This window comes from Arthrobacter sp., assembly GCF_031988865.1.
In the GTDB taxonomy this organism is placed as follows: domain Bacteria; phylum Actinomycetota; class Actinomycetes; order Actinomycetales; family Micrococcaceae; genus Arthrobacter_B.
Genome location: NZ_DALZXY010000048.1, coordinates 684 through 25,360, shown reverse-complemented (window position 1 = coordinate 25,360; position 24,677 = coordinate 684). Strand labels below are relative to the sequence as shown.

The window sequence follows — 24,677 nt, the reverse complement described above, 5'->3', positions numbered from 1 at the left end:
ACATCGACATCAAGTCCCCGTACGGCAGCGCGAAGGTGATGAAGCTGCAGCCCGGTGAGAGCACAACCGCGGTCATCAAGACGCGCCAGCTTTCCATCCCGGCGGGTGAATTGACTGCCCATTACAAGTTCATCGGTAAGGGCAAGGCAGAGAAGATCGATTACACGGCGTCCTACGGCGCGGTGAAGTGCAGCCGCTAGTTCCGTAAGCAGCTGACACTGCAGAAGAACTGAAACACCAGCGGGTCCCGGAGCAATCCGGGGCCCGCTGCTTTGTGTGGCCAACGCTTATTTCTCAGGGAAGCGCCACTACCGCCCGATGGCTTATCGGCAGGTGTTGCGAAGGGTACCGATGCCGGAGATGCTGACCTCCATGAGGTCCCCGGGGGCGAGCCACCGTTGCCAATGTCCGCCGTTTCCGGCCGGGCTGCCGGTGAGAATGACGTCCCCGGGAAGCAGGGTTGTGATGGCCGAGGCTTGGGAGATCAGTGTCGGCACGTCAAAGAGCATATTGGCGGCCCAGTCATGCTGCATTCGTTGCCCGTTGAGGTCGAGCGTAATCTCCAGCTCGCGATAGTCCCCCAGCAGGTCAGCGGGAACGATGTAGGGCCCCATCGGCAGAAACGTGGGGCGGTTCTTGGACCGCCACCAGTCCCCACCCAGTGGCCGGTGCTCTTTGGGGAATTGCAGGTCACGGGCGCTGATGTCGTTAGCCACGGTGTAGCCGGCCACATGCTGGAGGGCCTGTTCCCGGGAAACATTGCTCGCTGGGGTGCCGATCACCACGGTCAACTCCGCTTCCCAGTCCGTCTGACGGGATTCGGGTACCAAATTGACGTCGTCACCGGTCCCGCACATCGCCGAGGCCGCCGGCGAAGAAGAACGGGCTGCCCTTGCGGGCCCGCTCATCCATCATCGCCTCTGCATCGGACCGCAGCTGGTCCGCCGTCCGCGGATCATCGTCTGCTCGTCCCGAGATGATGATCTCCGCAACGTGCGACCGGTAGTTGGCTCCGGCCTGAAAGATATGGATTGGTTGCACCGGCGGCAGAACATCCAGCCGGGACAGCGGGATTCCGTACTGTGCAGCTCTGGCGGCAAGATCAGGCAACTGGGGACGAACGTCATCCCATTGCTCAAGCAGGCCGCGCACCGTAGCTGCGCCGTCGGCCAGCTGATCGGGCTGCAGCCGGAGCACTTGTTCGGCGGCCACGAGTCCGGCGAATTCGGTCTCACCATCCGAAAACGTTCCCAGACCGTAATGCTGATGCGACGGTGCCATCCCATCTCCTCTGTGTTGGTCGTGCGGTGAAGACGGCATTTAGGCGATCGACGCGCTGCTGGGACGATGCACGTTGATTGCTTCAGACCCGGCGTACTGGGCGGCGTCTCCAAGTTCAGCTTCGATGCGCAGCAGCCGATTCCACTTGGCGGTCCGCTCGGAGCGCATGGTGGAACCGACCTTGATCTGGCCGGTCCGCCACCCTACCGCCAGGTCGGCAAGCCAAGTGTCCTCGGTTTCTCCGGACCGTGCGGAGATCACGGTGTTGTAGCCGGCCCCCTGTGCCCGCCGGACTACCGTACGCGCGTCGCTGAGCGTGCCAATCTGGTTGGGTTTGACCAGCACAGCATTAGCTACTTGTTCTTCAATTCCCCGTTCCAGCCGCTCGATGTTGGTGGCAAACAAATCGTCACCGAGCAACTGCTGCAGTCCCAACCGGACGGTGGCCGTCTTCCAGCCATCCCAGTCGTCCTCAGCAAGGGCATCCTCGAGGGAGACGATCGGATACTGTGAGCACCAGTCAGCCAGTTCCTCCACCAGTTCCGCAGGTGCCAGACGCCGGCCGCCTTCGGCTGAGAGCACGTAATGACCGTCGTGGGCAAGGAACTGTGAGGCAGCCACATCGATGGCTATCCCGACGTCGTCTCCTGGGCGCAGCCCTGCCCGGGCTATCCCTGCCACGACTGCTTGCAACCCCGCCTTGTTCGTGGGCAATGCCGGTCCCAGGCCGCCCTCGTCGGCGACGAGAGATACCGACAGGTTCATTTCTGACAGCACTTCGGCGGTGCCTTGGCGCACCCGGGCACAATATTCGATGGCCTCGGAGAAGTTGCGGGCACTAAGCGGCACGGCCAGGAAATCCTGAACGTCAATGGACCGGCCAGCGTGGGCGCCGCCCGAGAGGATGTTAACCATAGGAAGCGGCAGCAACGGCACAGCCCCAGGATCGGCGGCAGCCTCGTAAAGCGGACGATGCTGGCCTTTGGCCGCAGCCACTGCGCTGGCAATGGACACAGCCAGTACGGCGTTGGCGCCCAGCCGACCCAGGTCTGCGGTACCGTCGACCTGCCGCAGTGTGGCGTCCACGTCGACCTGATCGGCGGCGTCGAGACCATGGACCGCCTCGGCCAGGATTCCGTGGACATTGGCCACTGCTGATTGCACACCATTGCCGCCGTACCTGGACCCGCCATCCCGCAGCTCGCGGGCCTCATGACGGCCAGTGGATGCCCCCGAGGGAACGACTGCCTGGCCCCGGGCACCGCCTGACAGTAGAACCTCGCATCCCACAGTTGGCTTGCCGCGAGAGTCCAACGCCTCCCACGCCAGTACCTTGCGGATCGTCGTTTCGTTCATTTGAGGTCCTTCCAGACATCGGTGAGGGTAGCCGGGGGATCTGCAAGCAAGCGTCGGCCCAATGTGCGGGCCTGTTCCTGTCCGGGGCCGTCGAGATATTCCACTGGGCTGCGGCCATCGACGCGGGCCAGGAGCAGGCACCCTGTTTGACGCGCCAACTGCTGCACGTCAATCGGGACCCCGCGCTCCACCGCTGCCAGTCCCCTGAGGAACGCGCGTGCCGCCAGCAGGTAGGAATCGGCCGATTGAGGACGGTGAATACTCTTCAACAGCAGGTGTCCCACGGTCCACGCGGGATCAAAGCTGGGATCACCCAGATGGGCGACTTCCCAGTCGATAACCCACACCTGCCCCGGCCGGTCGCCTACGAGAAAGTTCTTTGGGGTGTAGTCGCCATGCACCAGGCATGTGGTGGACGCGGCCATCTGCTCAAGGGTGGCATCGATGGCCGGTGCGAGGTCGGGGTATGCATCGCGGATCTGCCGGTGGAAAGGGTCCACGCGCAGCTGCTCAAACGCTGTGCCGTCGCCGAAGTCGGCGTCGAGCTCCTGCCGCTTCCGGGCAGTCTCGCGTTGCCAGACACCGAGAAATAGGCCAAGCCGTTCAGCAACCTGTGGGTCCACCTCACCTCTGAACAGATCCTGTTTCCAAGTGCGCCAGTTTTCGGGGGCACGCGACATTACCAGGAACCCGTTTGAAACGTCGAGCACCTCGGGCACGGCTCCCGGAAGGATGCGGCCGGCTTCCTGCAGCGCCCTGCCCTCGGTGGCAAGCCGGCTGACATCCGCCAGCCAGGTCTGAGCCACACGTAGTCTGCCCAAGGCGCGTTTGACCACAACGTTCAGGCCTGGTCCGGTGACAGCCACCACATCATTAGATACGCCGCCGGGCATTGCTGCCGCAGCCAGATCATCGGAGCTACGCGCCAGGCCACGGCTGACCAGATGCGCGAGGACTTCATTCTCCGCTGTTGGCAAGGCAGCGATCATGCCGGGACTCCGGCCAGCCGCAGGTTGTCCTGCTGGAGAACTTCCGGATTAACCAGACTGTGGGGCACCTTACCCCGCAGGACGTCTACGACGTTGGCGGCGGTCTTGTGGGACAGCTCGGCCATGGCCCCGTCCGAGGCGAACGCCGAGTGCGGCGTGAGAATCACGTTGTCCAAAGTTCGCAGAAGATGACCGGGAGAAAGGGGTTCGGGCTCGGTGACGTCCAGCCCGGCCCCGGCCAAGCGACCATGTCGCAAGGCGTCAGTGAGCGCATCTGTGTCCACCAATCCACCTCGAGCAGTGTTTATGAGCAGCGCCGTGGGTTTCATGGCCGCCAGCTCGGCGGCACCAATCAGTCCACGGGTTGGCTCCGTTAGGGGAACATGCAGGGAAATAACGTCCGCCGCCTCGAGTACTTCGGTCAGCGAACGGGCGGTTGTCACCCCGGGTGGGAGTTCGCCGCCGCGCTGCAGGGCCACAACTTCCAGCCCCAGTGCCTGTGCCCGGGGCACCAAGGCCCTGCCAATGGCCCCCAGTCCGACCAGGCCCAGGACTTTACCCCGCAACCGGAACGGGGTCGGCGCGCTGTGGCGGTCCCAGCCACCGGCTGCGGTGTTACTTGCCAGTGGTATCAGCCGCCTGCTCAGAGCCAGGATGAGCGAAAGAGCATGGTCGGCGACCTCTTCAGTGCAGTACACCGGCACATTGCTGACGATCATGCCCAGATCAGTAGCCTTGGCTAGGTCGATGTTGTCTACGCCTACCCCGGTTCGAGCTACAGTCCGGCAACGAGTGGCTGCGTTGAGTACTGTGGCGGAAACCTGGGTAAAACAAGTGATAATGGCATCGACATCAGCAGCAAGGGCGGCCAGTGTGGCGGTGTCGGTTGCGTGGGCAACCACAACCTCGGCGCCGGCAGCCCCCAGCACCTCGCGCTCGATCGCAACGCTTTCTCCGGGGTGGTCGGTAACCAGTACCTTCGTGGTAGCCCTCGTCATGCTGTTCTCCTCTTCACGCTGGGATCCGCGGTGTTCAACGGCCGGTCCGGCACCCTGCGGATGACGGCCGGTCCGGCAACCTGCGGATGACGGCCGCCCGTTTGATGCGATTGGCTTAGCCGCGGCCGTGCTGGGCGTAGGGGTTGAGGATCTCGGCCTTCATCGCGTCAGATGCACCTTCTTCGGTGGCGGTGAACCCGTCAGCGTGAGGGAACGACTCCGTCATCGACATCGGCATGGCACCGTTGCGATAGAGGTTGTTCGATCCCTCCGAGGGCTTCCAGTCATGTGCTGTCCAGTCCGGCACGTAGTTGCGGTAGCCGCCCGAATTAAGCTCGATCCGCATAGTGGAGGGCTCACGGAAGTATAGGAAGTTCTGCTCGCCGATTCCGTGGATCGAAGGTCCATACTCCATGGGCGTGCTGCGCTCCATCAGGACGTCCGCAGACACCAGCAGTTCCTGATAGGTGTCCACCCAGAAGGCGATGTGGTTAATGCGGCCGCCCCTCTCCGAGGTGTCCAGCACTACGCCCAGGTCGTGTGACTTCTCGTTTGTGGTCAACACGCCAAACACCGTGATGGGGGCTTCGTCCAAATCGGTAAAGGCCATCATCCGATAACCAAGGGTGTCGGAATACCACTTCATAAAGGCGCGTACGTCTGAAGCCGCAACGGTGACATGGTCCAGGAACCGCGGCGCACCGGCGTGGGCGGACCGCTTTTCGGGCCGGTCCGGATAGATGGAGGCCAGCTCCGGCTCGGCGACGTGCTTCTCGACGTCATAAACCAGCCGCATAGGATGCCCCCAGGGGCCCGTGAACTCGTAGGCACGCCCGTAACCGTGGCCTCCCTCGCTCCACTGCCCACTAACACCGGCTCCTTCAACGCGGGCGGCGGCGGCCTCAAGTGCTTCGACGGATGTAGTGCGCCAAGCCATTCGATTTAGGCTGGGTTCCGCACCGGGGGCAATGACGAGGCTGTAGGTGTTGTAATCGCCCCAGCACCGAAGGTAGACCCGGCCATCGGCGCGGTGGGCTTCACGCAGGCCGAACTTTTGCACGTAAAAGGCAACCGATGCCTCCACGTCGGGGCTGGTGATTTCGATATGACAGATGTGCGCCAGCAGCTTCTCCACGAGCAAGGCCTTTCCCTCAGTCTCCCGGACCGGATGTGGTCCCGAACACAATCCTCAGCGCACAGCCGGAACCGCGGAAGCGAGACTTTTCCATATCAACCATTCGCCCGACTTATAGCTGAGCGTCGGCAGTATGGGCGAGACAGGTCAGTCGTTGGCGGATGCGCTGAATCGCACTGGATGGATCGGCCGCTCGGAGTCGAGGGTGAGATGCCGGCTCAATTGTTGAAGCGCCGAGCGTAACCAGACGTTTGCCGGATCGGTTGCCCGCATGGGGTGCCAGTACATGGCTTCCACCACAGCCAACTCAAGATCGGGATCGAGTTCCACTACGGTGACTGGCGGATCGGGATGCATGCGTGTGACGAGCATGCGGGGGGCCAGCGCTACGAGATCAGTTCCTGACACCAGCATGGGGATCGACTGCCAGCCCGACACATGCGCGACGACTGCGGGTTGCATGCCCCGTTCCTGGAAGAACCTAGCAGGAGGAGTCACCACACCCGGACCGAATCCGCCGGTTGCGTGCGGTGCGGCCGCGAGATCAAATAAAGTCAGCTCGGGACGGTCCAGCAGCGGATTGGTGGAGTCCATCACCACCACGAAGTCGTCCCGGAACAGCTGCCGGGTACTTCCACTGAAGCCATATCCCATTGGACCCACTAATAGGTCTATATCCGAAAATTCATCCGCCCTTGGCAGGACGCTGGTCAGCGGAACGAACCGGACTGACACCTGCGATGCATGCTTCGCCATCAATCGGCGCAAGGGCCCTATCAGCACGGTGGTGGCGTAGTCGGAAGCAGCCAGCACGAAGGTGCGCTCACTGACCGCCGGGTCAAATGCCGTGCTCAGCTGCATCGTCTCCTGCACCTCGACAAGAGTCTGATTGACCCGAGGCGCGAGAGTTTGGGCGAAAGGAGTCAGCTCATACCCCCGCCCGGACCTCACCAGCAGTTCGTCGTTGAAATGGCGCCGCAGTTTGGCCAAGGCCTGGCTCATGGACGGCTGACTTAAATGCACCCGATCGGCGGCCCGGGAAACGTTGCGCAACTCCAGGAGGGCCTGCAATAGGGGCAGCAGGTTGAGATCCACTTCCTTCACGCAGCTTCCTTCCGCCCACTAATCGTGCAAGGGCCGACGCCCGCATGCCATTACAGGCGAACCTACACCGGCACGGCCACTGTGTGGGCGACGCGGTGCATCAAGCCAGGCACGTCGGCGTCCTTGTGACCGTCAAGCATCCATTGGCCCAGCTGCACCGACGCCTCCACTACGGTACGAATCCGCGCTTCGCGCCGCTGCCGGTAGCGAAGCAGAAGACTTTCGTCGAAGGAATCCGCCCTGATCAGCTCGTCAGCCAGCACCGCGGAGTCTTCCACGGCCATGGCTGCGCCCTGGGCGATCGTGGGCGGGCAGTTGTGTGCTGCATCGCCGGTCAACACGACACGGCCCCGATGCCATGGGCCCTCGACGATGTGCGCAGTGAACTGCGTGTAATTAATGGGAGTGTCTTCCCTGATTGATTCGGCAATCTCCTGCCATGGCCCGCCGTACGCGCGGGCCAGCTCGGCCATGATGCGCGGACCGTCGTGGGCGTCGCGCTCCTGGGCCCTCTCAACCAAATAGGCGTACATGGTGTCCTCCCCCGTAGGGCAGTACCCTGCGATATAGGCTGGCCCCCCGTAGATCAGGTCGGTACGCGTCACCTCGGACGGGCGCGGCACAAATGCCCGCCACGCGCCCATGCCGGTCCGCAGCGGCCTGTCGACAACGCCTATCAAGGATCGGACGGTGGAGTTATGTCCGTCTGCTCCGACCAGCAGCTCGAAGGTGAAAGTCGCTCCGGATGCGGCCCTCACGGTGACGCTGTCCGTATCCTGGAACACATCCGTAACCGACGCCCCAAAGTGGATTTTGACGCCGGCTTCCACCGCCCGCCTGCGAACGATGTCCGTCAGCTCCGCCCGGGGTATCCCCAAGGTCGCGGGCAGGTCTTCACCGCCGGTCCGCACGTCAGGCAACACGGCCAGGACAGTTGCCTCCGGGTCCGGGGCGCGCAGGCCAAGCTCATTGAAGGCGAACCCTTTCTGCTCCAGCTGCTGCCACAAGCCCAGATCACGGAAGATCCGCAGCGCATTGCCCTGCAACGTAATGCCTGAGCCGAGCGTGGAGGGGCCATCCGCTTTCTCCAGCACCTCGACATTGAAGCCCGCGTCTGCGAGATAAATAGCCAGAGTCAAGCCGGCAGCTCCGGCGCCAACGATGCCGATGGTACGCACAGCAGTCACGGTGCCTGCCTTTCTTCCATGGACGCGCCACGGGGTTTTCGCCTTGGATGCTGGAATGTATTGCCGCAAAAGCTGGATCACAATGTGATCTTGGACACTAGCTTGTTGACAAGTGGCGCCAAGAGCCAGCCTGTTCGTCAATGCCACATATTGGCCCCATGAATAGTGAGTGCCCCAAGGCAACCCCTCGGATGTCAGCGCTACGAATATCAACTATTGCGCCATGGCACTTCCTCAAATACGGAGGCTCAACGAGAGCGATGACATTCCAGCCAGGAGGCGCAAGAATGACGACTCAAAGCCGATCGTCATCATCGGAGCAGGTCCGGCCGGTATGGCAGCAGCCCCTTCCCGCATACCGGCGGTCACCACCCCATCCCCTTGGAGGATTAGCCTGAGGCCCGCCCAGAGGAAACGTTCTGAACCTGTGGCCGCCGGCCATCCCCAGACTTCAATCGGCGCCGCGAGCCGGGGCGGCATCCCTGCGGGTCCACTGCCCAATACGAAGAGATACCTATGTCATGGACGTTGAACATGGAATCCGGTCTCTCGAAGGTGCTGTCCCTTGCCCGGTCATTGAAATCTGAGGCGAAAGCCTGCCGCAGGTAGGAGGTCATTTCCGTTATGCCCGGAGTAGGGTCGTCGGAGTTGAACACCGGAGGGTCCGACCGAAGCCTTCTCCACCAAGCCCCGCGCGAAGCAGACGCATCTGCGACCCACGTCCAAGATCAACGTTGTAGACCCTGCTTTCGTACGTCACTGCCGTGGAAACCCCGTAACGTTCATCAGTGAGCGCAGTCGGGCCACCGGCCGTACCAAGCAGCACAAGGTTGGTCCTATGGGATGCAGCTGCACCACTGCCCAACCCCCCCTGGCTCACTGTCGACATCTTCGGGAACGGAACATCCGGCAAGTGCCAGACCACCTAACGCGGCCATGGTGCCTGCTCCTCCGAGAAAATGCCTTCTCGACGCTTACTGGATGCTTATCGACTATCCACAAGACCGATAGCAGCTATCCCAATGTCTCGCTTCCCCAAATATCCGGGCCGCACCACAGTGGTGGCAACAACGTGACCTGAGTCACGTTGTTCACCCTTTGACTGTCGATGGAGACCCGATGAGAAGCAGAACGCAGAGATCCAAGGCCCGGGGCGCCCTCAGCGCCCTGTTTATCGCCAGCCTCGCACTGGCATCCTGTAGCTCCTCCCCTGCGGCGGACGCTCCCAGTTCGGACACCTCAACCTCTGCCGAAGCCTCCGCGCCAGCCGGCTCCGAGGCCCTGGCGGCTGCCTACGAGGGCATCGTCGGGACCCCGCCGACCGAGGCCGTGACGGTCCCCGAGGGCCTCTCGGCCTGGGTGGTTTCCTGCGGGCAGTCCCAGACCACCTGTTCGACGCCGGCCCAGGGCGCTGCAGATGCGGCCCAGGCTATCGGATGGGAAAGCAACATCTGCGACGGACAGCTCAACCCCAACGGCTGGGCCAACTGCATCCGCCAGGGTGTCGCGGCCAACGCAGACGTCATCTTCGTGATCGGCCAGGACTGCTCCAGCTTCCAAGGACCACTCGAAGAAGCCCGCGCAGCCGGCATCACCACCGTTGGTGTCGGCGCCAATGACTGTGACGTTGAGGGCGGCGAGCCGCTGTTCACCGGCATCACCAAGCAACTGGACGGTATGGACAACGAGCAGTGGTGGAACAAACTTGGTGAACTGCAGGCCGGCTGGCTGATCGGACAGACCGACGGCGATCTGAAGCTGCTGGAAGTCACCTTCGCGGATACCCGGTTCGGCCCCTGGATTAGCGACGGGTTGAACACCGCACTCGAAGACTGCGATACCTGCGAAGTAGTTGGCACCCTGCAGCTGAGCAACCAGGATGCGGCCAGTGGCGCTATGGCACAGAAACTCTCCACCGCGCTCCTCCAAGCCCCGGACGCAAATGCTGTCTCCGTCCCACTCGATGGCTGGTTCATGGCCGGACTGTCACAGGCCATCGTGGCCTCCCAGCGCTCTGATGACCTCGCCGTCGTCGGTGCGTTCGGGCAGCGCAGCAACCTGGACCTGATCGCGGCTGGCCAGGGCCAGGATGCCTCGATTGCGTTCAGCTTGGAATGGAACGGCTGGTCGGGTGTGGACACCGCCCTGCGGCTGCTGGCTAAGCAGGAGATCCTGCCGTCCGGCGTTGGGTTGCAGGCTGTAGACGCGGAGACGAACATGCCCGCCGGCGGTGACACGTTTGCCTACAACCCGGTGGTCGACTTCAAGCATGCCTACCTGGAGGCATGGGGCAAGTAGTGGCTGCTCACACCAATAACAGCCCTCCCGTGTCCGCGGCTTCCGCGGGCACGGGAGGCGCGCCAGGCGCGGCGCCGGCAGCCGCTTTGGCGGCGCATGGAATCACCAAGACGTTCGGCGGTGCGGCCGCCCTGACTGGAGTGGACCTGGCCGTGGAAAAGGGCAGCATCCACGCCCTCCTCGGCGGCAACGGCTCCGGTAAGTCCACTCTGATCAAGTGTTTGGCCGGGGTTTACCAGGCCGACGCCGGAACCATCAGCGTGCACGGGCAGAGCGTTCCCGCACGGCAGATGACCCCGCGCCGGGCACGCGAAGCCGGGCTGCGCTTTGTCCACCAGGACCTCGCAGTGTTCGATTCTCTGACAGTTGCCGAGAACTTTGCCCTGGACTCCGGGTTTCCCACCAATCCGTTCCAGGGGATCCGGTGGCGGGAACTGCGCAGCCGTGCGGACGAATTACTTGATGTCTACGGCATTTCGGCACGGTCCACCGATCCGCTGGGGACGCTCCGCCCGAGCCAGAAAACCATGGTTGCGGTTGCCCGTGCCCTCGCGGATCAGGAAGGCAGCGAGTATGTCCTACTGCTGGACGAGCCCACGGCGTCACTGCCCGAAGACGAATCCCGGGAGCTCATGGCCGCACTGCGGTCCCGTGCGGACCTCGGCCAGACGATCGTGCTGGTGACCCACCGCTTCGGAGAGATAGCCGAAGTCGCGGATCACGTTACGGTTTTCCGCGATGGTTCCGTGGCTGGCCTTGGGCCGGTCGCTGAGATGACCACGCCCGTTATCGTCTCCATGATGTCCGGTGAAACCGTCTCCAGCACAGCAATCCCCCGCGCAGCCACGGAAGCTGCTCCTGCGCCGTCGCACTCTGCTGCCCCGGTGTTTGAAGGCAGGAACCTGACCCGGCATCCGCTGGCAGGGGTGGACCTATCGGTTGCACCAGGGGAGATCGTGGGCTTGGCCGGACTGGCAGGATCAGGCCGTTCCACCGTGCTGCGCGCCATCTTCGGTGATACCGCCCTCACCGCCGGCAGTATGAGTCTGGACGGCAGGCCCCATAAACCGTCTTCACCGGCCGACGCCGTCCACTGCGGGATTGCCCTTGTTCCCGAAGACCGCCACCGGGACGCCGCTTTCCTGGACCTCGCGGTGCGGGAGAACGCCTCCGCCACAGTGATCGGAAGGTATTGGCGCCGGCTCCTGATGAACCTTCGGCTGGAACGATCCGACGCTGAACGCCTTATCCGCGAGCACTCCGTCCGGACGGACGGAACCGAAATCCCCATCGGGCAGCTTTCCGGCGGCAACCAGCAGAAAGTGATCCTGGCCCGCTGGCTGCGCCGGAATCCCCGGCTGCTCCTGCTGGACGAACCCACCCAAGGGGTTGATGTGATGTCGCGGCAGGATATCTACCGCACCCTGCGCGCCCTCGCCGGCCAGGGTTGCGGGATCCTGGTGGCTTCCAGCGACCTGGACGAACTCGTCGAACTCTGCGACCGCGTGCTGGTCCTGGTGGACGGCCGGATCGCCGGTGAGTTCAGCCCTGATGAAGCTGGGCGCGGTGAACTGGCCACGGCCGTGATGTCCGCAGCCCCTGCCAGCCAACCCCGTCACAAAGGACCTGTTGCGTAATGGACGTCATCCACACACCCCCGGCAAAATCCAGCGAACCCCCGCAGGCCCCGCCCCCCGGTGCTGCCGCAGCGGAGTCCGGCGCCCTGCCTATCCGGCGGAAGTCAGCCCGCACACCGCTGGGCACCCAGCTTGAACGGTTCGCCCTTCCTCTGCTCCTGGTCCTGATCATCGCGTTCTTCGGCGTCTTTCCGGCCAGCTCAGCGGTGTTCCTCAGCACCGCCAATGTCTCGGTGGTCCTGGCCAATCAATCGGTGGTGACGCTGGTCGCCATCGCCCTGATCTTTCCGCTCGTGGCGGGCCACTTCGACTTCTCGGTCGGCGGGATCGCCGTCCTCAGCAGTGTGGTCACCGCCGCATCCATGGCACATTTTTCGCTCCCGCTTTGGCTCTCCTGCCTGCTCGGGGTGGCTGTAGCGGCGGCGGTGGGAGCGGTTAACGGACTGCTCGTTGCCCGGTTTAGGATGAACGCCTTCGTCTCCACACTGGGCATGGCGACCCTGCTGGGCGGGCTCATTCAGTGGTACACGGGAGGGTTGGCGATTATCGGCGTCGATCCGGCCTTCACCACTTTCGGCAGCAGCACCTGGCTTGGTCTGCCCCGGGTGGTGTTCGTGGTGGCAGTTCTGGTGTTCCTGGCCTGGTACCTGCTCACGCACACCCCTTTTGGCCGCTCTCTCTATGCCATCGGCTCCAACAACCGGGCCGCGGTGCTGGTAGGCCTGCCCCTGCAGCGGTATACACAGACAGCATTCGTCCTGTCCGGCGCGCTGGCCGGACTCGCGGGAGTGATCCTGGCTGCCCGCACCGGCGGAGCCAACGCGGACAACGGCACTTACCTGCTCTTCCCCGCCCTGGCAGCAGTTTTCCTGGGTGCGACGGCGATCCTGCCCGGCCGGTTTAATGTGGTCGGCACGATAATCGGGGTCCTGTTTGTGGCCGTCAGCGTCAGCGGACTGACCCTGAGCGGGGCTGCGAACTGGGTGGATCAGGTGTTCAACGGCGTGGCGCTTCTCGTCGCCGTCGGACTCTCCTCCTATCTGGGCAGGCGCCGGTCTGGGCAGGCAACGTAACCTCCGCACTCCAGCCTTCCCATCCGCCCCGAAGAAACGACAGGAGACAACGATGGACGCACTGAAGCCCATTGTCATTATTGGGGCCGGCCCGGCCGGGATGGCTGCAGCGCTTTCGCTGCACACCGTTGGCCATCAGCCGATCCTGCTGGAGCGTTACCGGGAGGCACGCCCGGCCGGGAACATCCTCAACCTCTGGCCGCCGCCCATCAAAGCGCTGCAGGCGATGGGCGTGGATACGCAGGACCTCGGCGCGCCCTGCCACACCACCTTCCGCGGGGTCCGCGGGAACATCCGTGCCGACGTACAGATTCCCGAGGACGTGGTCGCTGGCTACGGCGGAGGCTTCATTGGCCTGCTGCGCCCGGAGCTATACCGCCGGATGCTTGCAGCAATGCCGCAGGGCGTGCTCCGCACCAGCCAGGACGTGACGTCGCTGGAGGACTACGGCGACGGCGTCCTTGTCACCCTCTCCGGCGGGACCCAGATCGATGCGGCCGCCGTCGTGGGGGCCGACGGCATCGATTCCATGGTCCGCAGCCATCTGTGGGGCGCCAGCGAGCGGCGCGAACACCGGCTGCACATCATCGGCGGCTACACGTTCGCCGATGTGCCGGGGGCGGAACGCAATGAGGTTGTCCTGTCCCATGACCGGGAGGTGCAGGGCACCTACTCGTCGATCCGGGACAACGGACGTTCAGGCTTCCAGTGGTGGGTGCTCGAAGCCTGGGATCCGGCCCGGCCAGAACCGGCAGATCTCCAGGCCCATGCACTCAGCCTGGCGAAGCGCTTCCCGGGTCCGCTCGCGGGACTCGTGGCGGCAACGGAGGCCGGGCACCTCCAGCGCTGGCCCATCCGTGACCGCAAGCCGCTGAAATCATGGTCCAGGGGCAGGATCACCCTCGCCGGGGACGCGGCACACGCCACCTCACCCTACGCGGCTTACGGTGCGGGAATGTCCATCGGCGACGGGTATGTGCTCGCCCAGTGCCTGACCGGTGTGGAGCTGGCTGACACTCCCGCTGTCACCTCGGCTCTCCAGCGGTACGACGAACGCCGGGTTCCGCACACCACCGCCCAGGTCCAGCAGGCCTACGTCCTTGGCAAAGTGTTCCACCATGCCCCGTCCGCGCTGCGCCCGCTGCGTGACTGGATCCTGGACCATACGCCGATGCTCCAGAAACAGGTTGGGGAGAAAAGTCCGGCCGAAATCGTGGCCCAGCTCCAGGAAATGGGTGCTGGCCTGGTGCGGGCCGGCCGCTGACTTGTCCCGGCCTGCGACCCGCGGTCCGGGCGAATCAGCGGCGGAATGGACTCACGGCTCACCTAAGCTGGCAGGCATGAAGTCCATCGATCTGAACCTGCTGCCGACGCTTCAGATCCTGCTGCGGCTGCGCAATGTTTCCCGGACCGCTGAGCACCTGCAGTTGAGCCAGCCGGCCACCAGTGCCGCGCTTTCCAGGCTGCGCCGCTACTTCGACGATGAACTGCTGGTCCGGGCAGGCAGGCACTACGAGCTGACGCCGCTGGCACAGGATCTGGTGCCGCTGGTTGACGAGGCGCTGCTGGGCCTGGACCGGGTCACCGGCATCCGCAGCCAGTTCGACCCGGTGACCAGCGACCGGGAGTTCGTCATCGCCGCTTCGGATTACGTTGCGGCCATGATTGCCGAGCCGCTGCGCCGCGTTCTGCAGCTGGAAGCGCCGGGGGTGAGCGTGGACATCATCCCCACGTCGATGGTGCGGGTTGACCAGTCAGATTTCACCCGCTGGGACCTGATTGTGGGCCCAACCGGGTACTCCTTTCCCGGGCAAAAGAAGGCCGTCTTCCGGGACAGCTTTGTTGCCATAGTGGATTCCGGTAATCCGGTCCTGGCCCAGGACCGGCTGGACGCCGCTGACCTGGGTGTCCTGCCGCACGCCGTGGGCTACTTTGGCGAATCCATCAAGACCCCGGCCGACCTGTTCTGGGAAACGCTGGGAATCGAACGGAAAGTTGCCGCGCATGTCTCCGGACTGCTGGCACTGCCGCTGCTGGTCGAGGGGACTGACCTGCTGGCCCTGGTCCCCAAGATGCTGGCGCTGAAGGCACAGCGGGGAGCGGGCATCTCCATCATTGAGTTCCCGGTCGAGTCCGAACCCGTCCTGGTGGAAGCGATGTTCTGGCATCCGAGCCGCACCGAGGACCCTGCCAATCTGTGGCTGCGTTCGGTAGTGCAGCGTGCCTGCGCCCAGCTGCATGAAAACCTCGACAGCGACGCCGTGATCCGCCAGGCAGCTATCGGCGGCGTCGATACCCAGTAGATCAAAAACGGCATTCTTCGGATGCCCGGCTGCTGGCAGAGTTCAGCACATGATCGATTCTTCGCGTTCAGACGGGCCGGAACGTCCCGGCCGTCTGGCCGGCAAGACCGCCATCATCACCGGCACGGGCAGCGGCCAGGGGCGCGCGGCGGCTCTGGCCTTCGCGGCGGAAGGCGCCGCCGTCATCGGCTGCGACATTGACGCCGACGGCGCCGAAGAGACCGTCCGACAGGTGCGCCAGGCAGGTGGCCGGATGAGCAGCACCCACCCGGTGGACCTCACCAATGAACAAGCCGTGGCTGCTTGGGCCGCCGAGGTAACCGCGGAGCACGCATCCGTGGACATTCTCTATGCCAATGCGGCTGCCACCCGGTTCGCGCCGGTCGAAGACCTCACGTTCTCCGACTGGCAGTGGAACGTGGCCCATGAGATGGATGTGGTGTTCCTGCCGGTGAAGTACTTTTGGCGGCAGCTGGCCGCCACCGGCAACGCGGCGATTGTCCTGGTGGGCTCCACAGCGGGCGTCACCGGTTCGGTGACCAACGGCCGCCTGGCCCACACCGCCACCAAGGGCGCCGTCGTCGCCATGACCAAGCAGCTCGCGGCGGAAGGCGCCCCGTTCGGCATCCGGGTCAACACCGTCAGCCCCGGCATGATCCGCACACCCGCCACCGAGGGGGACCTCCTTAGCGCGGACCACCCCATGAACGGGATCGCCGAGCACATCCCCCTGGGTCGCATCGGCACCCCCGACGAAGTTGCCAAGTGCGCATTGTTCCTTGCCTCGGATGAAGCCTCCTACGTCACTGGGGCGAACCTGATGGTCGACGGCGGCTGGTCAGCCGTGCTGCCCGGCTGAGCCGGGAATATCCCTCCAAAAGAAAGGTTTCAACGATGAAACCAGTGCTCTCACGCGCAAATACGGCGCACAACAGACACGAATTTACTACCGGCTGGCCGGCCCTGCTGTTCGCTACCGTGGGGGCTGGCGTCGGGTTCAGCTGCCTCGGTTATATCCTCGGCCCCCTCGTGGTCCCACTGCAGGAAGAATTTGGCTGGGGCCGTGGAGAAATCACCCAGACCAGCCTGTGGAGCTCGTTGGGGATGGCTGCTGCCCTGCCGCTGCTGGGCCGCCTTCTGGACCGCTATGGCGTTCGGCGGATTGCGTGGATCTCGCTGCCCCTTTTCGCCGCCGTGCTGTTCATGCTCAGCCGGTTCGACTCGACGCTGCTTCTCTTCCTGACCCTGTATGCGCTGGCCGGAATCATCGGCGTCGGCACCTCAGCCGTCACCTATTCCAAGGCCGTAGTGGAACGCTTCCATAATCACCGCGGACTGGCATTGGGCATTATGGCCACCGGGCTCGGGGCGGCGGGACTGCTGCTGCCGCCGCTCATGGGAACGGTGATCGCCACTTACGGATGGCGCGGGGCCTACCTCACCATGAGTGTTCTAGCCCTCGCACCGCTGCTCATCCTGGCTGTCGTCAGGTTCCCACGTCCCGAAGAGAGCTCCAACGGGCCCGCGCCCGCTTCCCAGCTGGGGCACCTGCCAGGGCTTACCCGTGGCCAAGCGGTGCGCAACCGCGAATTCTGGACCCTGATCGCCGCGTTTTTCGTCCTCGGCTGGGCGCTGCTGACCATGGTTCCCCACTTCGTGCCGATGCTCATCGACAACGGCATCGAACCGGTTCAAGCAGCGCTGCTGTCCTCACTTATCGGTGTCGGAACAGTCATTGGGCGGCCGATTGTCGGTTGGCTCCTCGATCGGTTCTATGCCACGTACGTTGCCGTCCCGCTGTTCCTGACAGCTGCCGCCGGCTGCCTGCTGCTGCTTCTGGGCGGGGCGGAATTCGCTCCGCTGACGGCTGTGCTGATTGGCATCGGCTTCGGCGCGGAGATCGATTTGATGTCCTATCTCAGTTCCCGTTACTTCGGCCAGCGGGACTTCGGCGCGCTCTACAGCTACGTCTACAGTGCCTTCATGATCGGCAGCGCCTTCGGCCCGGTCGCGGCTGGATACCTGTTCGACGCGCAGAAGTCCTACAACACTCCCCTGATCATTGCAGCGGCTTTCCTGGTGCTCGGCTCAGCAGTGCTGCTGACGCTGCCCCGGTTCGACCGCGTCCCGGCGGGCGGCGCCGGGCTCGATGATCAGGTGGCCGTGTCCACAGAGTCATAGGCTGCGAACTAAGTGGGGCCCTTCCGTGAGGAAAGGGCCCAACTTAGTTCTCTCGAGATAAAACCGGGCTCCGGCAGCAGTCAGCGCAGCGCGTCGGAGATGGACTTGGCGCCGCCATGGGAGGTCTGGCCGCCGTCGACCGGGATCTCAGCGCCGGTGACGTATGAGGAGAGCGGGCTGAGCAGGAAGGCGACCACACTGGCCACCTCTTCGGGCTGCCCGGTCCGGCCCAGTGGGGTTTCGGCCAGGTTCGCTTCCCGGAAGGCCGGGTTGGCGCTGGCGGTCATGGGCGTTTCGATGAAGCCGGGGTGGACCATGTTGACGCGGATCCCTTGCGGCCCGAGTTCCCCCGCTGCCACCTTGGACAGACCGCGCAGTGCCCATTTGCTGGCGGTGTAGGCCAGCGGATAGTGGGCGGTCAGTCCGGCAGCGGACCCCACATTGACGATTGAGCCGCCGGCCTCCATCAGCGGCGCCAGGGCCTGGATTCCCAGCAGGGCGCCGGCCACGTTGACGTCGTAGACCCGGTGCAGGTCGGCCGCGGAGAGTTCGCCCAGGCGCTTCCGTTCGGTGATGCCGGCGTTGTTGACCAGGCCGTCCACCCGGCCATACTGCCCGCGCAGGTACTCGGCGAGCGCAGCCCACCCGGCCTCATCGGCCACGTCCAGCCGGTGGTATTCCAGGTCGTCCAGTTCCGGGGGCGCGTCCCCTGCCAGATCAGTGGCCACCACGCGGGCTCCATGGGCGTGTAGAAGCCGCGCTGCCGCAGCACCCTGCCCCTGGGCGGCCCCGGTGACCACCACCACCCGGCCATTCAGCCCAAAAGGGTTCACCGGCCAGCCGCCGCTTCTGCCTCGTAACTGCGGGGCAGCCGCGGCCGGGGACGGGCCCGCACCAGGGTCTGGGCCTCGCGGCGGGCACCGACGGTGTTGGTGATCGTTCCGATGCCTTCGACGGTCATGCTGACTTTATCTCCGGTCTGCAGCGGCGGAGGGGACTGCGCACCGTTGCGTCCCCACAGCTCGGCCAGGCAGCCGCTGCCGCAGGTGCCGGAGCCCAGTACGTCGCCGGGGGCGATACGTGAATCCTGCGAGGCGTACGCCACCAGTTCCGCGAACGGCCAGCCCATATTGGAGAGCAGGTCCTCACCTATGCGGACCCCGTTGACCTCCACACTCATCCGCAGGCCCAGGAAGCCCTCGTCGTCGTGCCTGCCCGCGAACTCATCCGCGGTCACGATCCATGGACCGAGCGTGCCGGCGAAATCCTTGCCCTTGCACGGGCCCAGGCTCACCTTCATTTCGCGGCGCTGCAGATCACGGGCGGACCAGTCATTGAAAACGGTGTAACCGAAGATGTGCCGGTGGGCTTCCTCCGCGGTGAGGTTGCTGCCGCTGCTGCCCGGCACGTGGCCAACGACGGCGGCGACCTCCGTCTCGAAGTCCAGCTGGCTGCAGCCGGCCGGAATAGGGATTTCCTCGCCCGTGGCCCGGATGGTGTGGGGATTGGTGAAGTAGAACGTGGGTGCCTGATACCACTCCTCCACCACCCCGGCAGCGCCGTCGATGCTGATCCGCATGCCTTCCACGTGCTCCTCGAATGCCACGAAGTCGCGGAGCGTGGCGGGCACCAGCGGCGCCAGCAGCACGACGTCGGACAGCGGCCTGGGTGCGTCGCCTCTATCGGAGGTGTCCCCTGCGGCGGCGGGTGGACCGGAGATCGTGCGTTCGGCAATCCGCAGGGTTTCCTCCAGGCCTGCTGCCAGCAGGTCGTTGGTGGTCACCCCGGCGGGCAGCGGGTACGCGTGGTCCCCGTGGACAAAGCCGGAGCGAACCTCGCCGTCGTCGTTCCAGCGTGCAATCTTAACCATCGTGTTCCTTTCCTTCCCGGCTTAGGGAGCCGGGGTGTGACTGACCGCAAGCCCGGCACTGATGCCGAGGGCTGCGGCGTTGCCGGCGAGGATCAGCTGCTCGTCCTGGTCAGTGAACCCGGCCGCGCGGACTTCACCCACCGGGTCTTCCGAACCCATGTCGAACGGATAGTCGGAGCCGAGCAGAACCCGATCAGCCCCCGCCGCGTCAGCTAATGCCCCGAGTTCGGCGGGGCTGTGGATGAGCGAGTCGAACCAGATCCTCCTGAGATAGGACGACGGCGGGGCCGCGCACCCGCGCGCCTCCGGCCGGACGCGCCAGGCGCGGTCGGAACGCCCCAGCGTGGTGGGCAGGTAGCCGCCGCCGTGGGCGGCGATCAGTTTGAGGCCGGGATACCGATCCAGGACCCCGGCGAAAATCAGATGGGACAGCGCGACGGCGTTTTCGGCGGGCTGGGCCACGGTGTTGGAAAGGTAGAACCGGTCCAGCCGTTCGTCCAGCGAGCAGCCGAAGGGATGCAGGAAAACGAGCGCTCCAAGCTCTTCGGCCCGCACCCAGAACGGTTCGAGCCGCGGATCGGACAGCTCCACCGTCCCGGCGTTCGGACCGGAGTCCGGGCCGGTGTTGCTGGCGGAACCGTCACCGGGCGCGTAGGAACCGAGTTCCACGCCAAGCAGCCCGCAGTCCTGCACCGCATGCTCCAGTGCAGCCACCATCAGCTCCGGGTGCTGCAGCGGCACCAGTCCCAGCCCGGCCAGCCGGCCGGGAGCGGCGGCCACCAGCTCCTGCACTGCGGTGTTGGCGCGGCGGGCAATGTCCGCAGCAAGCTCCGGCCCGGCGAAGTAGTAATAGTGCGACGGCGACGGCGAGACCAGCTGCACATCGACGCCGGCTGCGTCCATGTCAGCGAGCCGCCGGGAGAGGTCCACCAGCTGCGGCCACCGTTCCTTGATCATGGCTCCGGAGTTCGCCAGCGATTCCGGGCCCTGCCGCCGGGCATCCAGTGCCTGGGCGGCGGCAAAGTCTGCCGGCGCTGACGCCGCCACGTACTGCGCCAGCGCAGGCAGCAGTACGTGGGCATGGACGTCGACGACGGCGCCTGAGGTTGCGGACTGAACGGCTGCGGGCTGCGCAAACGCGGACTGAACGGCTGCGGACTGCGCAAACGCGGACTGGGGATCGGTCATGCGGGAGAGCTCACGGTTGCGGCAACCCGGCCCATGAGGCCGGGCACATCGGCGTTCCGGATCTCACCGTCCAGCATCCACTGGCCCAGCTGAACTGAGCTTTCGACCACGGTCCGGGCGCGCTCCAGCCGCCGCCCGGTGAACTCGTCCCAGAGAGAGTCATCCAGCTGCCCGCGCCCAACCAGCAGTTCCGCGAGCACGGCGCCGTCTTCAACGGCCATGGCCGCGCCCTGGGCGATGGTGGGAGGGCAGCTGTGGGCGGCGTCGCCAATGATCACTGCCCGTCCGCGGTTCCACGGCCCGTCCACAAAGTGCTTGGTGAACCGGGTGTAGTTGACCCGGGCACTGTGGTCCAGGCTGGCCCGGATCTCCTTCCAGGGGCCGCCATAGGCCGCGGCGAGTCCCGCCATGATTTGGGGGCCGTCCTCCAGGCTGCGTTCCTGGGCTTTTTCCACTAGATAGGCGTACATGGTGTCCTGGCCGGTGGGACAGTAACCGGCAATAAAGCAGGGGCCGCCATAGGTCAGGTCCGTACGGACCACCTCGGCGGGCCGCTCCACGAACGCCCGCCAGATACCCATGCCGGTGGGTTCCGGCGCTACATCGATCCCAATCGCGTCGCGCACCACCGAGTGCAGTCCGTCCGCGCCGATCAGCAGGTCGTAGCTGAGCCGGTCGCCGTCGTCGGTAATCACCGTGACCGACCCGCTGTCCTGCTCCACGCCCTTGACCGTCCGGCCATAGCTGATCCGGGCGCCTGCCCCGAGCGCCCGGCGTCGGAGGGCGTCAGCCAGGTCCGGGCGATACATGCCCAGCGTCGCCGGCAGGTCTTCGCCGCCGGTACGGGCATCATCCATGACCGCCAGAACCGTTCCGGCCGGATCTGGGGCACGCAGGCCCAGCTCGCTGAAGGCGAACCCCTTCGCCGCTATTTCGTCCCAGATACCGAGGTGCCGAAAGATCCGCAGCGCGTTCCCCTGCAGGGTGATGCCGGAGCCCAGCGGGGACGGCCCGTCAGCCTTTTCCAGGATTTCCACGTCGATGCCGGCATCGGCCAGCAGCGCTGCCGCCGTTAAACCCGCCGCTCCCGAACCAACAATGCCTACCGTGTTCACAGCTGCCATGGTGCAAACTCCTTTGTTTTCAGTCTGGCGGATTACTTAACGGCAATAGGATTGACCGGCGATCCGACTGCCCCGGTGATGGGCAGCGGTGCGGCGGTCAACAGAAAGTCGTACTGACCATCGGCGGCGCAGGACGCTGCGAGTGCTTCCGGGTCCCACATTTCCCCGAGGAACAAACCCAGGTTCGGGATGGCGATCTGGTGCAGCGGCTGGAACGCGACGTCGAATTCGTTCGGCCGGACTTCGAAGCCCCACGTGTCGGTCGCGATCCCGGCGATTTCGCTGCGGTGCAGCCAGGGCGCAGTGGTGAAGGAGAGCCCGGGTGCAGCACCGCCGGCGTAGTCCCCCCAGCCTTCCCGCAGCGTACGGGCATACTGGCCGGTGCGCAGCACTATGACGTCCCCGCGGCGGACCGCGGAGCTGGCCCCCTGCTTCTGAATCGTGGCCTCGAGGTGTTCCGCGGTGATCGCGAACCCGTCCGGCAGCTCGCCGTCGTTGTGGCCTAGTTCCGGGCCCAGCGCGCGCCCGACGTCGAGCAGCACACCCCGGGTGACGATCCGTGATGCCGCGGTCTGGATGCCGGTGACCTGGTCGCCCTCGCTGGTCACTACCTGGCCTGCCCGGCGGCCGTTCCAGGCCTTGCCGCGGTCGAAAATGTGGCCGAGCCCGTCCCACTGAGTGGAGCACTGCAGCGGCATCGCGATGACGTCATCCGCACCGCCGAGGCCGTGCGGGAAGCCCTGGTCACCGAACTCCGCGTCCGTGCCGGTATCTGTCATGGTGTGCACCGGGTTGGTGCGGCGGCGCCAGCCCTTCTGCGGCCCGTTGGTGTCGAAAGGCTGGGAGAGGGAGAACGTGTGACCGCTCCGGACCAGGCGGGCTGCCTCGACCCGCTTGGCCTCGTCGATGAAGTTCAGTGTGCCCAGCACATCGTCCGGTCCCCAGCGGCCCCAGTTGTTGTGGGCCGCCGCCATGGCTTCGATGCTGGCCAGGGCATCACCGCGCTGCAGAACTACCTCGCCTGTCTGGTCCTGGATTTCGGTCACGGAGCCACCTCGTCCTGGCAACGGACCAGCTGCGTGCCCAGTCCGGTGATCTGCCCTTCCATCACATCACCGTCGCGGAGCATCCGGCCCCAGTGCGCCCCGTTGCCGGACGGGCTTCCGGTCAGGATCAGGTCACCAGGCAGCAGCGGCATCTGCGCGGAGGCATGGGACACCAGCTGGGCCACGGTGAAGATCATGTCCGCCGTCGACTCGTCCTGCATGGTTTCGCCGTTAAGCCGGAGCGTGACCTTGAGGTCCTGCGGGTCCTCAACAAACTTGGCCGGGAGCACCAGCGGCCCGGTCGGCAGGAAGCCCGGCGCGTTTTTGGACCGGTACCAGTCGCTGCCGATGGCGGGCATGTCCTTGCGGAAGACGAATTCCCGGGTGGTGATGTCGTTGACCATCGTGTAGCCAAAGACGTGGTCGAGCGCGTCCTCCGGTGCCACACGGAAGGCCCGTTTGCCAATCACGGCGGCGACTTCCAGTTCCCAGTCATGGGTCCGGCTGTAGGCGGGCAGGACCAGGTCCTCGGTGGCTGAGGCCATTGCGGTCGGCAGTCCGATGAAGAAGTACGGCGTGCCCTCTGCGGCCCGCTTATCCATCATCGCGGCGGTCCGTTCGCGGATTTCTTCGTCGGTTCCGTCGCCGTCGCGGTGCGCCACGGCCAGGTCAATCACATGCTTGCGGTAGTTGTCTCCGGCCTGGATGATCTGCCGCGGCCGCAGCGGGACCAGCACTTTTAGTTCCGCGAGGTCGAGCCAGCCCGGTGCGGCGGTGCCGGCCTGTGCTGCCTGTCCGGCGAGCCGGTCCAACTGGGGTTCGGCGGCTTCCCAATGGTCAATTACGGTTTCGATGCTGACCGGTGTGCTGCCGGGCAGGGCCAGGTTGTCCGCTGTCAGCGGCAGGACCCGGCCGTTGGCTTCCAGTCCGGTCCGTGCATCGTTCGTGACGGGGTCGGCGAAGGTAATCAGTGAGTACGTCATCGGTTAGCCCCGCCCCTGCTCTGCATACGGGTTGAGCAGCGCCTGCTTCATTTCCTCCGAGGCGCCTTCCTCGGTGGCAGTGAACCCTTCCGCGGGCGGGAAGGACTCGGTCATGGAGTGCGGCATGGCGCCGTTGCGGTAGAAGTTGTTGGAGCCCTCGGACGGCTTCCAGGTCCTGGCTTCCCAGTCGGGCACGTAGTTGCGGTATCCGCCGGAGTTCAGCTCCACCCGCAGAGCGCTGGGTTCACGGAAGTAGAGGAAGTTCTGCTCGCCGATGCCGTGAATGGAGGGTCCGTATTCCATCGGGGTGCCGTTTTCCATCATCACGTCCGCCGTGCGCAGCAGGTCTTCATGGGTATCTACCCAGAACGCGATGTGGTTGACGCGGCCGGCCCGGTCCGAGGTGTCCAGGACAACGCCGAGGTCGTGTGACTTCTCGTTGGTGGTCAGCACGGAGAACACCGTGATTGGAGCTTCGTCCAGATCGGTGAAGGCCATGATGCGGAAGCCCAGGGCCCGGTTGTACCAGTCGGCGAATCCACGGACATCGCTGGTGGCAACGGTGACGTGGTCCAGGAAGCGGGGCGCGGCGGCATGGCTGCTGCGGCGTTCGGGCCGGTCCGGGTAGGCCGATTCGAAGCCCGGCTCCGCCACGTACTTCTCTACCTCGTAGAAGAGCTTCATCGAGTGCCCGTAGGGGCCGGTGAACTGGTAGGCCTTGCCATGGGCGTGCCCACCGGGGACCCATTCGCCCTGGACACCTGCCGCTTCGATGCCCGCTGCCGCGGCTTCGAGTGCTTCCGCCGACGCGGTGCGCCAGGCCATGTTCGCCAACGAGGGCTCGTCACCGTGGCGCACCACCAGGCTGTAGCGGTAGTGATCGCCCCAGCAGCGCAGGTAGGACGCGCCGTCGATCGAGTCGAC

23 protein-coding genes and 1 pseudogene are annotated in these 24,677 nt (G+C 65.0%); 8 read left to right on the top strand and 16 right to left on the bottom strand.

Annotated elements, in window-relative coordinates; translation table 11 throughout:
• Positions 1 to 200, top strand: a 200-nt coding sequence (locus tag RTN46_RS10190; protein ID WP_312181055.1) for a hypothetical protein, incomplete at its 5' end; no start/stop codon positions are given.
• Positions 201 to 323: 123 nt separating this feature from the next.
• Here RTN46_RS10190 and RTN46_RS10185 read toward each other — a convergent pair.
• From RTN46_RS10185 to RTN46_RS17035, 9 genes and pseudogenes are all read right to left on the bottom strand, one after another.
• Positions 324 to 908 carry a fumarylacetoacetate hydrolase family protein gene (locus RTN46_RS10185; protein ID WP_312181054.1) on the bottom strand — a complete coding sequence of 195 codons (585 nt, stop codon included), beginning with the start codon at positions 906 to 908 and terminating at the stop codon, positions 324 to 326.
• The gene (locus RTN46_RS10180) at positions 841 to 1,281 is read right to left on the bottom strand and encodes a hypothetical protein (RefSeq protein ID WP_312181053.1); all 441 of its coding nucleotides are present in this window, start codon (positions 1,279 to 1,281) and stop codon (positions 841 to 843) included. The genes RTN46_RS10185 and RTN46_RS10180 overlap by 68 nt, the downstream gene beginning before the upstream one ends.
• A 39-nt stretch (positions 1,282 to 1,320) precedes the next feature.
• Positions 1,321 to 2,637, bottom strand: a complete 1,317-nt coding sequence (eno, locus tag RTN46_RS10175; RefSeq protein ID WP_312181052.1) for a phosphopyruvate hydratase — start codon at positions 2,635 to 2,637, stop codon at positions 1,321 to 1,323.
• The gene (locus RTN46_RS10170; RefSeq protein ID WP_312181051.1) at positions 2,634 to 3,626 is read right to left on the bottom strand and encodes a phosphotransferase; all 993 of its coding nucleotides are present in this window, start codon (positions 3,624 to 3,626) and stop codon (positions 2,634 to 2,636) included. Before RTN46_RS10170 ends, eno begins: the two co-directional genes overlap by 4 nt.
• Complete coding sequence (locus RTN46_RS10165; protein ID WP_312181050.1) at positions 3,623 to 4,624, bottom strand: C-terminal binding protein; 1,002 nt, start codon at positions 4,622 to 4,624, stop codon at positions 3,623 to 3,625. Before RTN46_RS10165 ends, RTN46_RS10170 begins: the two co-directional genes overlap by 4 nt.
• 115 nt (positions 4,625 to 4,739) lie before the next feature.
• Positions 4,740 to 5,759 (bottom strand): VOC family protein, encoded by a 1,020-nt coding sequence (locus RTN46_RS10160; protein ID WP_312181059.1) that lies wholly within the window; start codon positions 5,757 to 5,759, stop codon positions 4,740 to 4,742.
• A 147-nt stretch (positions 5,760 to 5,906) separates the two neighbouring features.
• A complete protein-coding gene (locus RTN46_RS10155) occupies positions 5,907 to 6,863 on the bottom strand; it encodes a LysR family transcriptional regulator (RefSeq protein ID WP_312181049.1) in 957 nt (318 codons plus the stop codon).
• A 62-nt stretch (positions 6,864 to 6,925) separates the two neighbouring features.
• Complete coding sequence (locus tag RTN46_RS10150) at positions 6,926 to 8,050, bottom strand: FAD-dependent monooxygenase (protein ID WP_312181048.1); 1,125 nt, start codon at positions 8,048 to 8,050, stop codon at positions 6,926 to 6,928.
• 836 nt (positions 8,051 to 8,886) lie between these two features.
• A pseudogene (locus tag RTN46_RS17035) lies at positions 8,887 to 9,018 on the bottom strand (twin-arginine translocation signal domain-containing protein); the annotation flags it as partial.
• A gap of 151 nt (positions 9,019 to 9,169) precedes the next feature.
• On the opposite strand from RTN46_RS17035, the gene RTN46_RS10145 reads away from it, so the two are divergent.
• From RTN46_RS10145 to RTN46_RS10115, 7 genes are all read left to right on the top strand, one after another.
• Positions 9,170 to 10,348 (top strand): substrate-binding domain-containing protein, encoded by a 1,179-nt coding sequence (locus tag RTN46_RS10145; RefSeq protein ID WP_312181047.1) that lies wholly within the window; start codon positions 9,170 to 9,172, stop codon positions 10,346 to 10,348.
• A 29-nt stretch (positions 10,349 to 10,377) separates the two neighbouring features.
• Positions 10,378 to 11,985, top strand: coding sequence for a sugar ABC transporter ATP-binding protein (locus RTN46_RS10140; protein WP_312181046.1), 1,608 nt, complete (start codon positions 10,378 to 10,380; stop codon positions 11,983 to 11,985).
• Positions 11,985 to 13,058, top strand: coding sequence for an ABC transporter permease (locus tag RTN46_RS10135; protein ID WP_312181045.1), 1,074 nt, complete (start codon positions 11,985 to 11,987; stop codon positions 13,056 to 13,058). Before RTN46_RS10140 ends, RTN46_RS10135 begins: the two co-directional genes overlap by 1 nt.
• A 52-nt stretch (positions 13,059 to 13,110) precedes the next feature.
• A complete protein-coding gene (locus RTN46_RS10130; RefSeq protein WP_312181044.1) occupies positions 13,111 to 14,322 on the top strand; it encodes an NAD(P)/FAD-dependent oxidoreductase in 1,212 nt (403 codons plus the stop codon).
• Between the two features lie 76 nt (positions 14,323 to 14,398).
• A complete protein-coding gene (locus RTN46_RS10125; protein WP_312181043.1) occupies positions 14,399 to 15,361 on the top strand; it encodes a LysR family transcriptional regulator in 963 nt (320 codons plus the stop codon).
• A gap of 49 nt (positions 15,362 to 15,410) precedes the next feature.
• Positions 15,411 to 16,220, top strand: coding sequence for an SDR family NAD(P)-dependent oxidoreductase (locus RTN46_RS10120; RefSeq protein WP_312181041.1), 810 nt, complete (start codon positions 15,411 to 15,413; stop codon positions 16,218 to 16,220).
• 35 nt (positions 16,221 to 16,255) lie between these two features.
• Positions 16,256 to 17,542, top strand: coding sequence for an MFS transporter (locus tag RTN46_RS10115; protein WP_312181039.1), 1,287 nt, complete (start codon positions 16,256 to 16,258; stop codon positions 17,540 to 17,542).
• A gap of 80 nt (positions 17,543 to 17,622) precedes the next feature.
• Here the strand turns inward: RTN46_RS10115 and RTN46_RS10110 are convergent, their stop codons facing one another.
• From RTN46_RS10110 to RTN46_RS10080, 7 genes are all read right to left on the bottom strand, one after another.
• Positions 17,623 to 18,342, bottom strand: a complete 720-nt coding sequence (locus RTN46_RS10110; RefSeq protein ID WP_312181058.1) for an SDR family oxidoreductase — start codon at positions 18,340 to 18,342, stop codon at positions 17,623 to 17,625.
• Between the two features lie 29 nt (positions 18,343 to 18,371).
• Positions 18,372 to 19,412, bottom strand: a complete 1,041-nt coding sequence (locus RTN46_RS10105) for a fumarylacetoacetate hydrolase family protein (protein WP_312181037.1) — start codon at positions 19,410 to 19,412, stop codon at positions 18,372 to 18,374.
• A gap of 21 nt (positions 19,413 to 19,433) precedes the next feature.
• Positions 19,434 to 20,600: an amidohydrolase family protein gene (locus RTN46_RS10100; protein ID WP_312181035.1), complete on the bottom strand. Its 1,167-nt coding sequence runs from the start codon at positions 20,598 to 20,600 to the stop codon at positions 19,434 to 19,436.
• The gene (locus tag RTN46_RS10095) at positions 20,597 to 21,724 is read right to left on the bottom strand and encodes an FAD-dependent monooxygenase (protein ID WP_312181033.1); all 1,128 of its coding nucleotides are present in this window, start codon (positions 21,722 to 21,724) and stop codon (positions 20,597 to 20,599) included. Before RTN46_RS10095 ends, RTN46_RS10100 begins: the two co-directional genes overlap by 4 nt.
• 32 nt (positions 21,725 to 21,756) lie before the next feature.
• Entirely contained in the window at positions 21,757 to 22,698 is a 942-nt protein-coding gene (locus RTN46_RS10090) for a cyclase family protein (RefSeq protein WP_312181057.1), read from the bottom strand.
• 68 nt (positions 22,699 to 22,766) lie between these two features.
• The gene (locus RTN46_RS10085; protein WP_312181032.1) at positions 22,767 to 23,753 is read right to left on the bottom strand and encodes a fumarylacetoacetate hydrolase family protein; all 987 of its coding nucleotides are present in this window, start codon (positions 23,751 to 23,753) and stop codon (positions 22,767 to 22,769) included.
• Between the two features lie 3 nt (positions 23,754 to 23,756).
• On the bottom strand, positions 23,757 to 24,677 hold a 921-nt coding region (locus RTN46_RS10080), incomplete at its 5' end, for a VOC family protein (RefSeq protein ID WP_312181030.1).

What these genes read in the sequence shown, in the direction of transcription:
- RTN46_RS10105 (WP_312181037.1), bottom strand. Translation starts at nt 19,412, where the DNA reads ATGGTTAAGATTGCACGCTGGAACGACGACGGCGAGGTTCGCTCCGGC.
- RTN46_RS10115 (WP_312181039.1), top strand. Translation starts at nt 16,256, where the DNA reads ATGAAACCAGTGCTCTCACGCGCAAATACGGCGCACAACAGACACGAA.
- RTN46_RS10135 (WP_312181045.1), top strand. Translation starts at nt 11,985, where the DNA reads ATGGACGTCATCCACACACCCCCGGCAAAATCCAGCGAACCCCCGCAG.
- RTN46_RS10165 (WP_312181050.1), bottom strand. Translation starts at nt 4,624, where the DNA reads ATGACGAGGGCTACCACGAAGGTACTGGTTACCGACCACCCCGGAGAA.
- RTN46_RS10125 (WP_312181043.1), top strand. Translation starts at nt 14,399, where the DNA reads ATGAAGTCCATCGATCTGAACCTGCTGCCGACGCTTCAGATCCTGCTG.
- RTN46_RS10130 (WP_312181044.1), top strand. Translation starts at nt 13,111, where the DNA reads ATGGACGCACTGAAGCCCATTGTCATTATTGGGGCCGGCCCGGCCGGG.
- RTN46_RS10180 (WP_312181053.1), bottom strand. Translation starts at nt 1,281, where the DNA reads ATGGCACCGTCGCATCAGCATTACGGTCTGGGAACGTTTTCGGATGGT.
- eno (WP_312181052.1), bottom strand. Translation starts at nt 2,637, where the DNA reads ATGAACGAAACGACGATCCGCAAGGTACTGGCGTGGGAGGCGTTGGAC.
- RTN46_RS10170 (WP_312181051.1), bottom strand. Translation starts at nt 3,626, where the DNA reads ATGATCGCTGCCTTGCCAACAGCGGAGAATGAAGTCCTCGCGCATCTG.
- RTN46_RS10095 (WP_312181033.1), bottom strand. Translation starts at nt 21,724, where the DNA reads ATGGCAGCTGTGAACACGGTAGGCATTGTTGGTTCGGGAGCGGCGGGT.
- RTN46_RS10100 (WP_312181035.1), bottom strand. Translation starts at nt 20,600, where the DNA reads ATGACCGATCCCCAGTCCGCGTTTGCGCAGTCCGCAGCCGTTCAGTCC.
- RTN46_RS10145 (WP_312181047.1), top strand. Translation starts at nt 9,170, where the DNA reads ATGAGAAGCAGAACGCAGAGATCCAAGGCCCGGGGCGCCCTCAGCGCC.
- RTN46_RS10090 (WP_312181057.1), bottom strand. Translation starts at nt 22,698, where the DNA reads ATGGCGGCGGCCCACAACAACTGGGGCCGCTGGGGACCGGACGATGTG.
- RTN46_RS10085 (WP_312181032.1), bottom strand. Translation starts at nt 23,753, where the DNA reads ATGACGTACTCACTGATTACCTTCGCCGACCCCGTCACGAACGATGCA.
- RTN46_RS10185 (WP_312181054.1), bottom strand. Translation starts at nt 908, where the DNA reads ATGAGCGGGCCCGCAAGGGCAGCCCGTTCTTCTTCGCCGGCGGCCTCG.
- RTN46_RS10120 (WP_312181041.1), top strand. Translation starts at nt 15,411, where the DNA reads ATGATCGATTCTTCGCGTTCAGACGGGCCGGAACGTCCCGGCCGTCTG.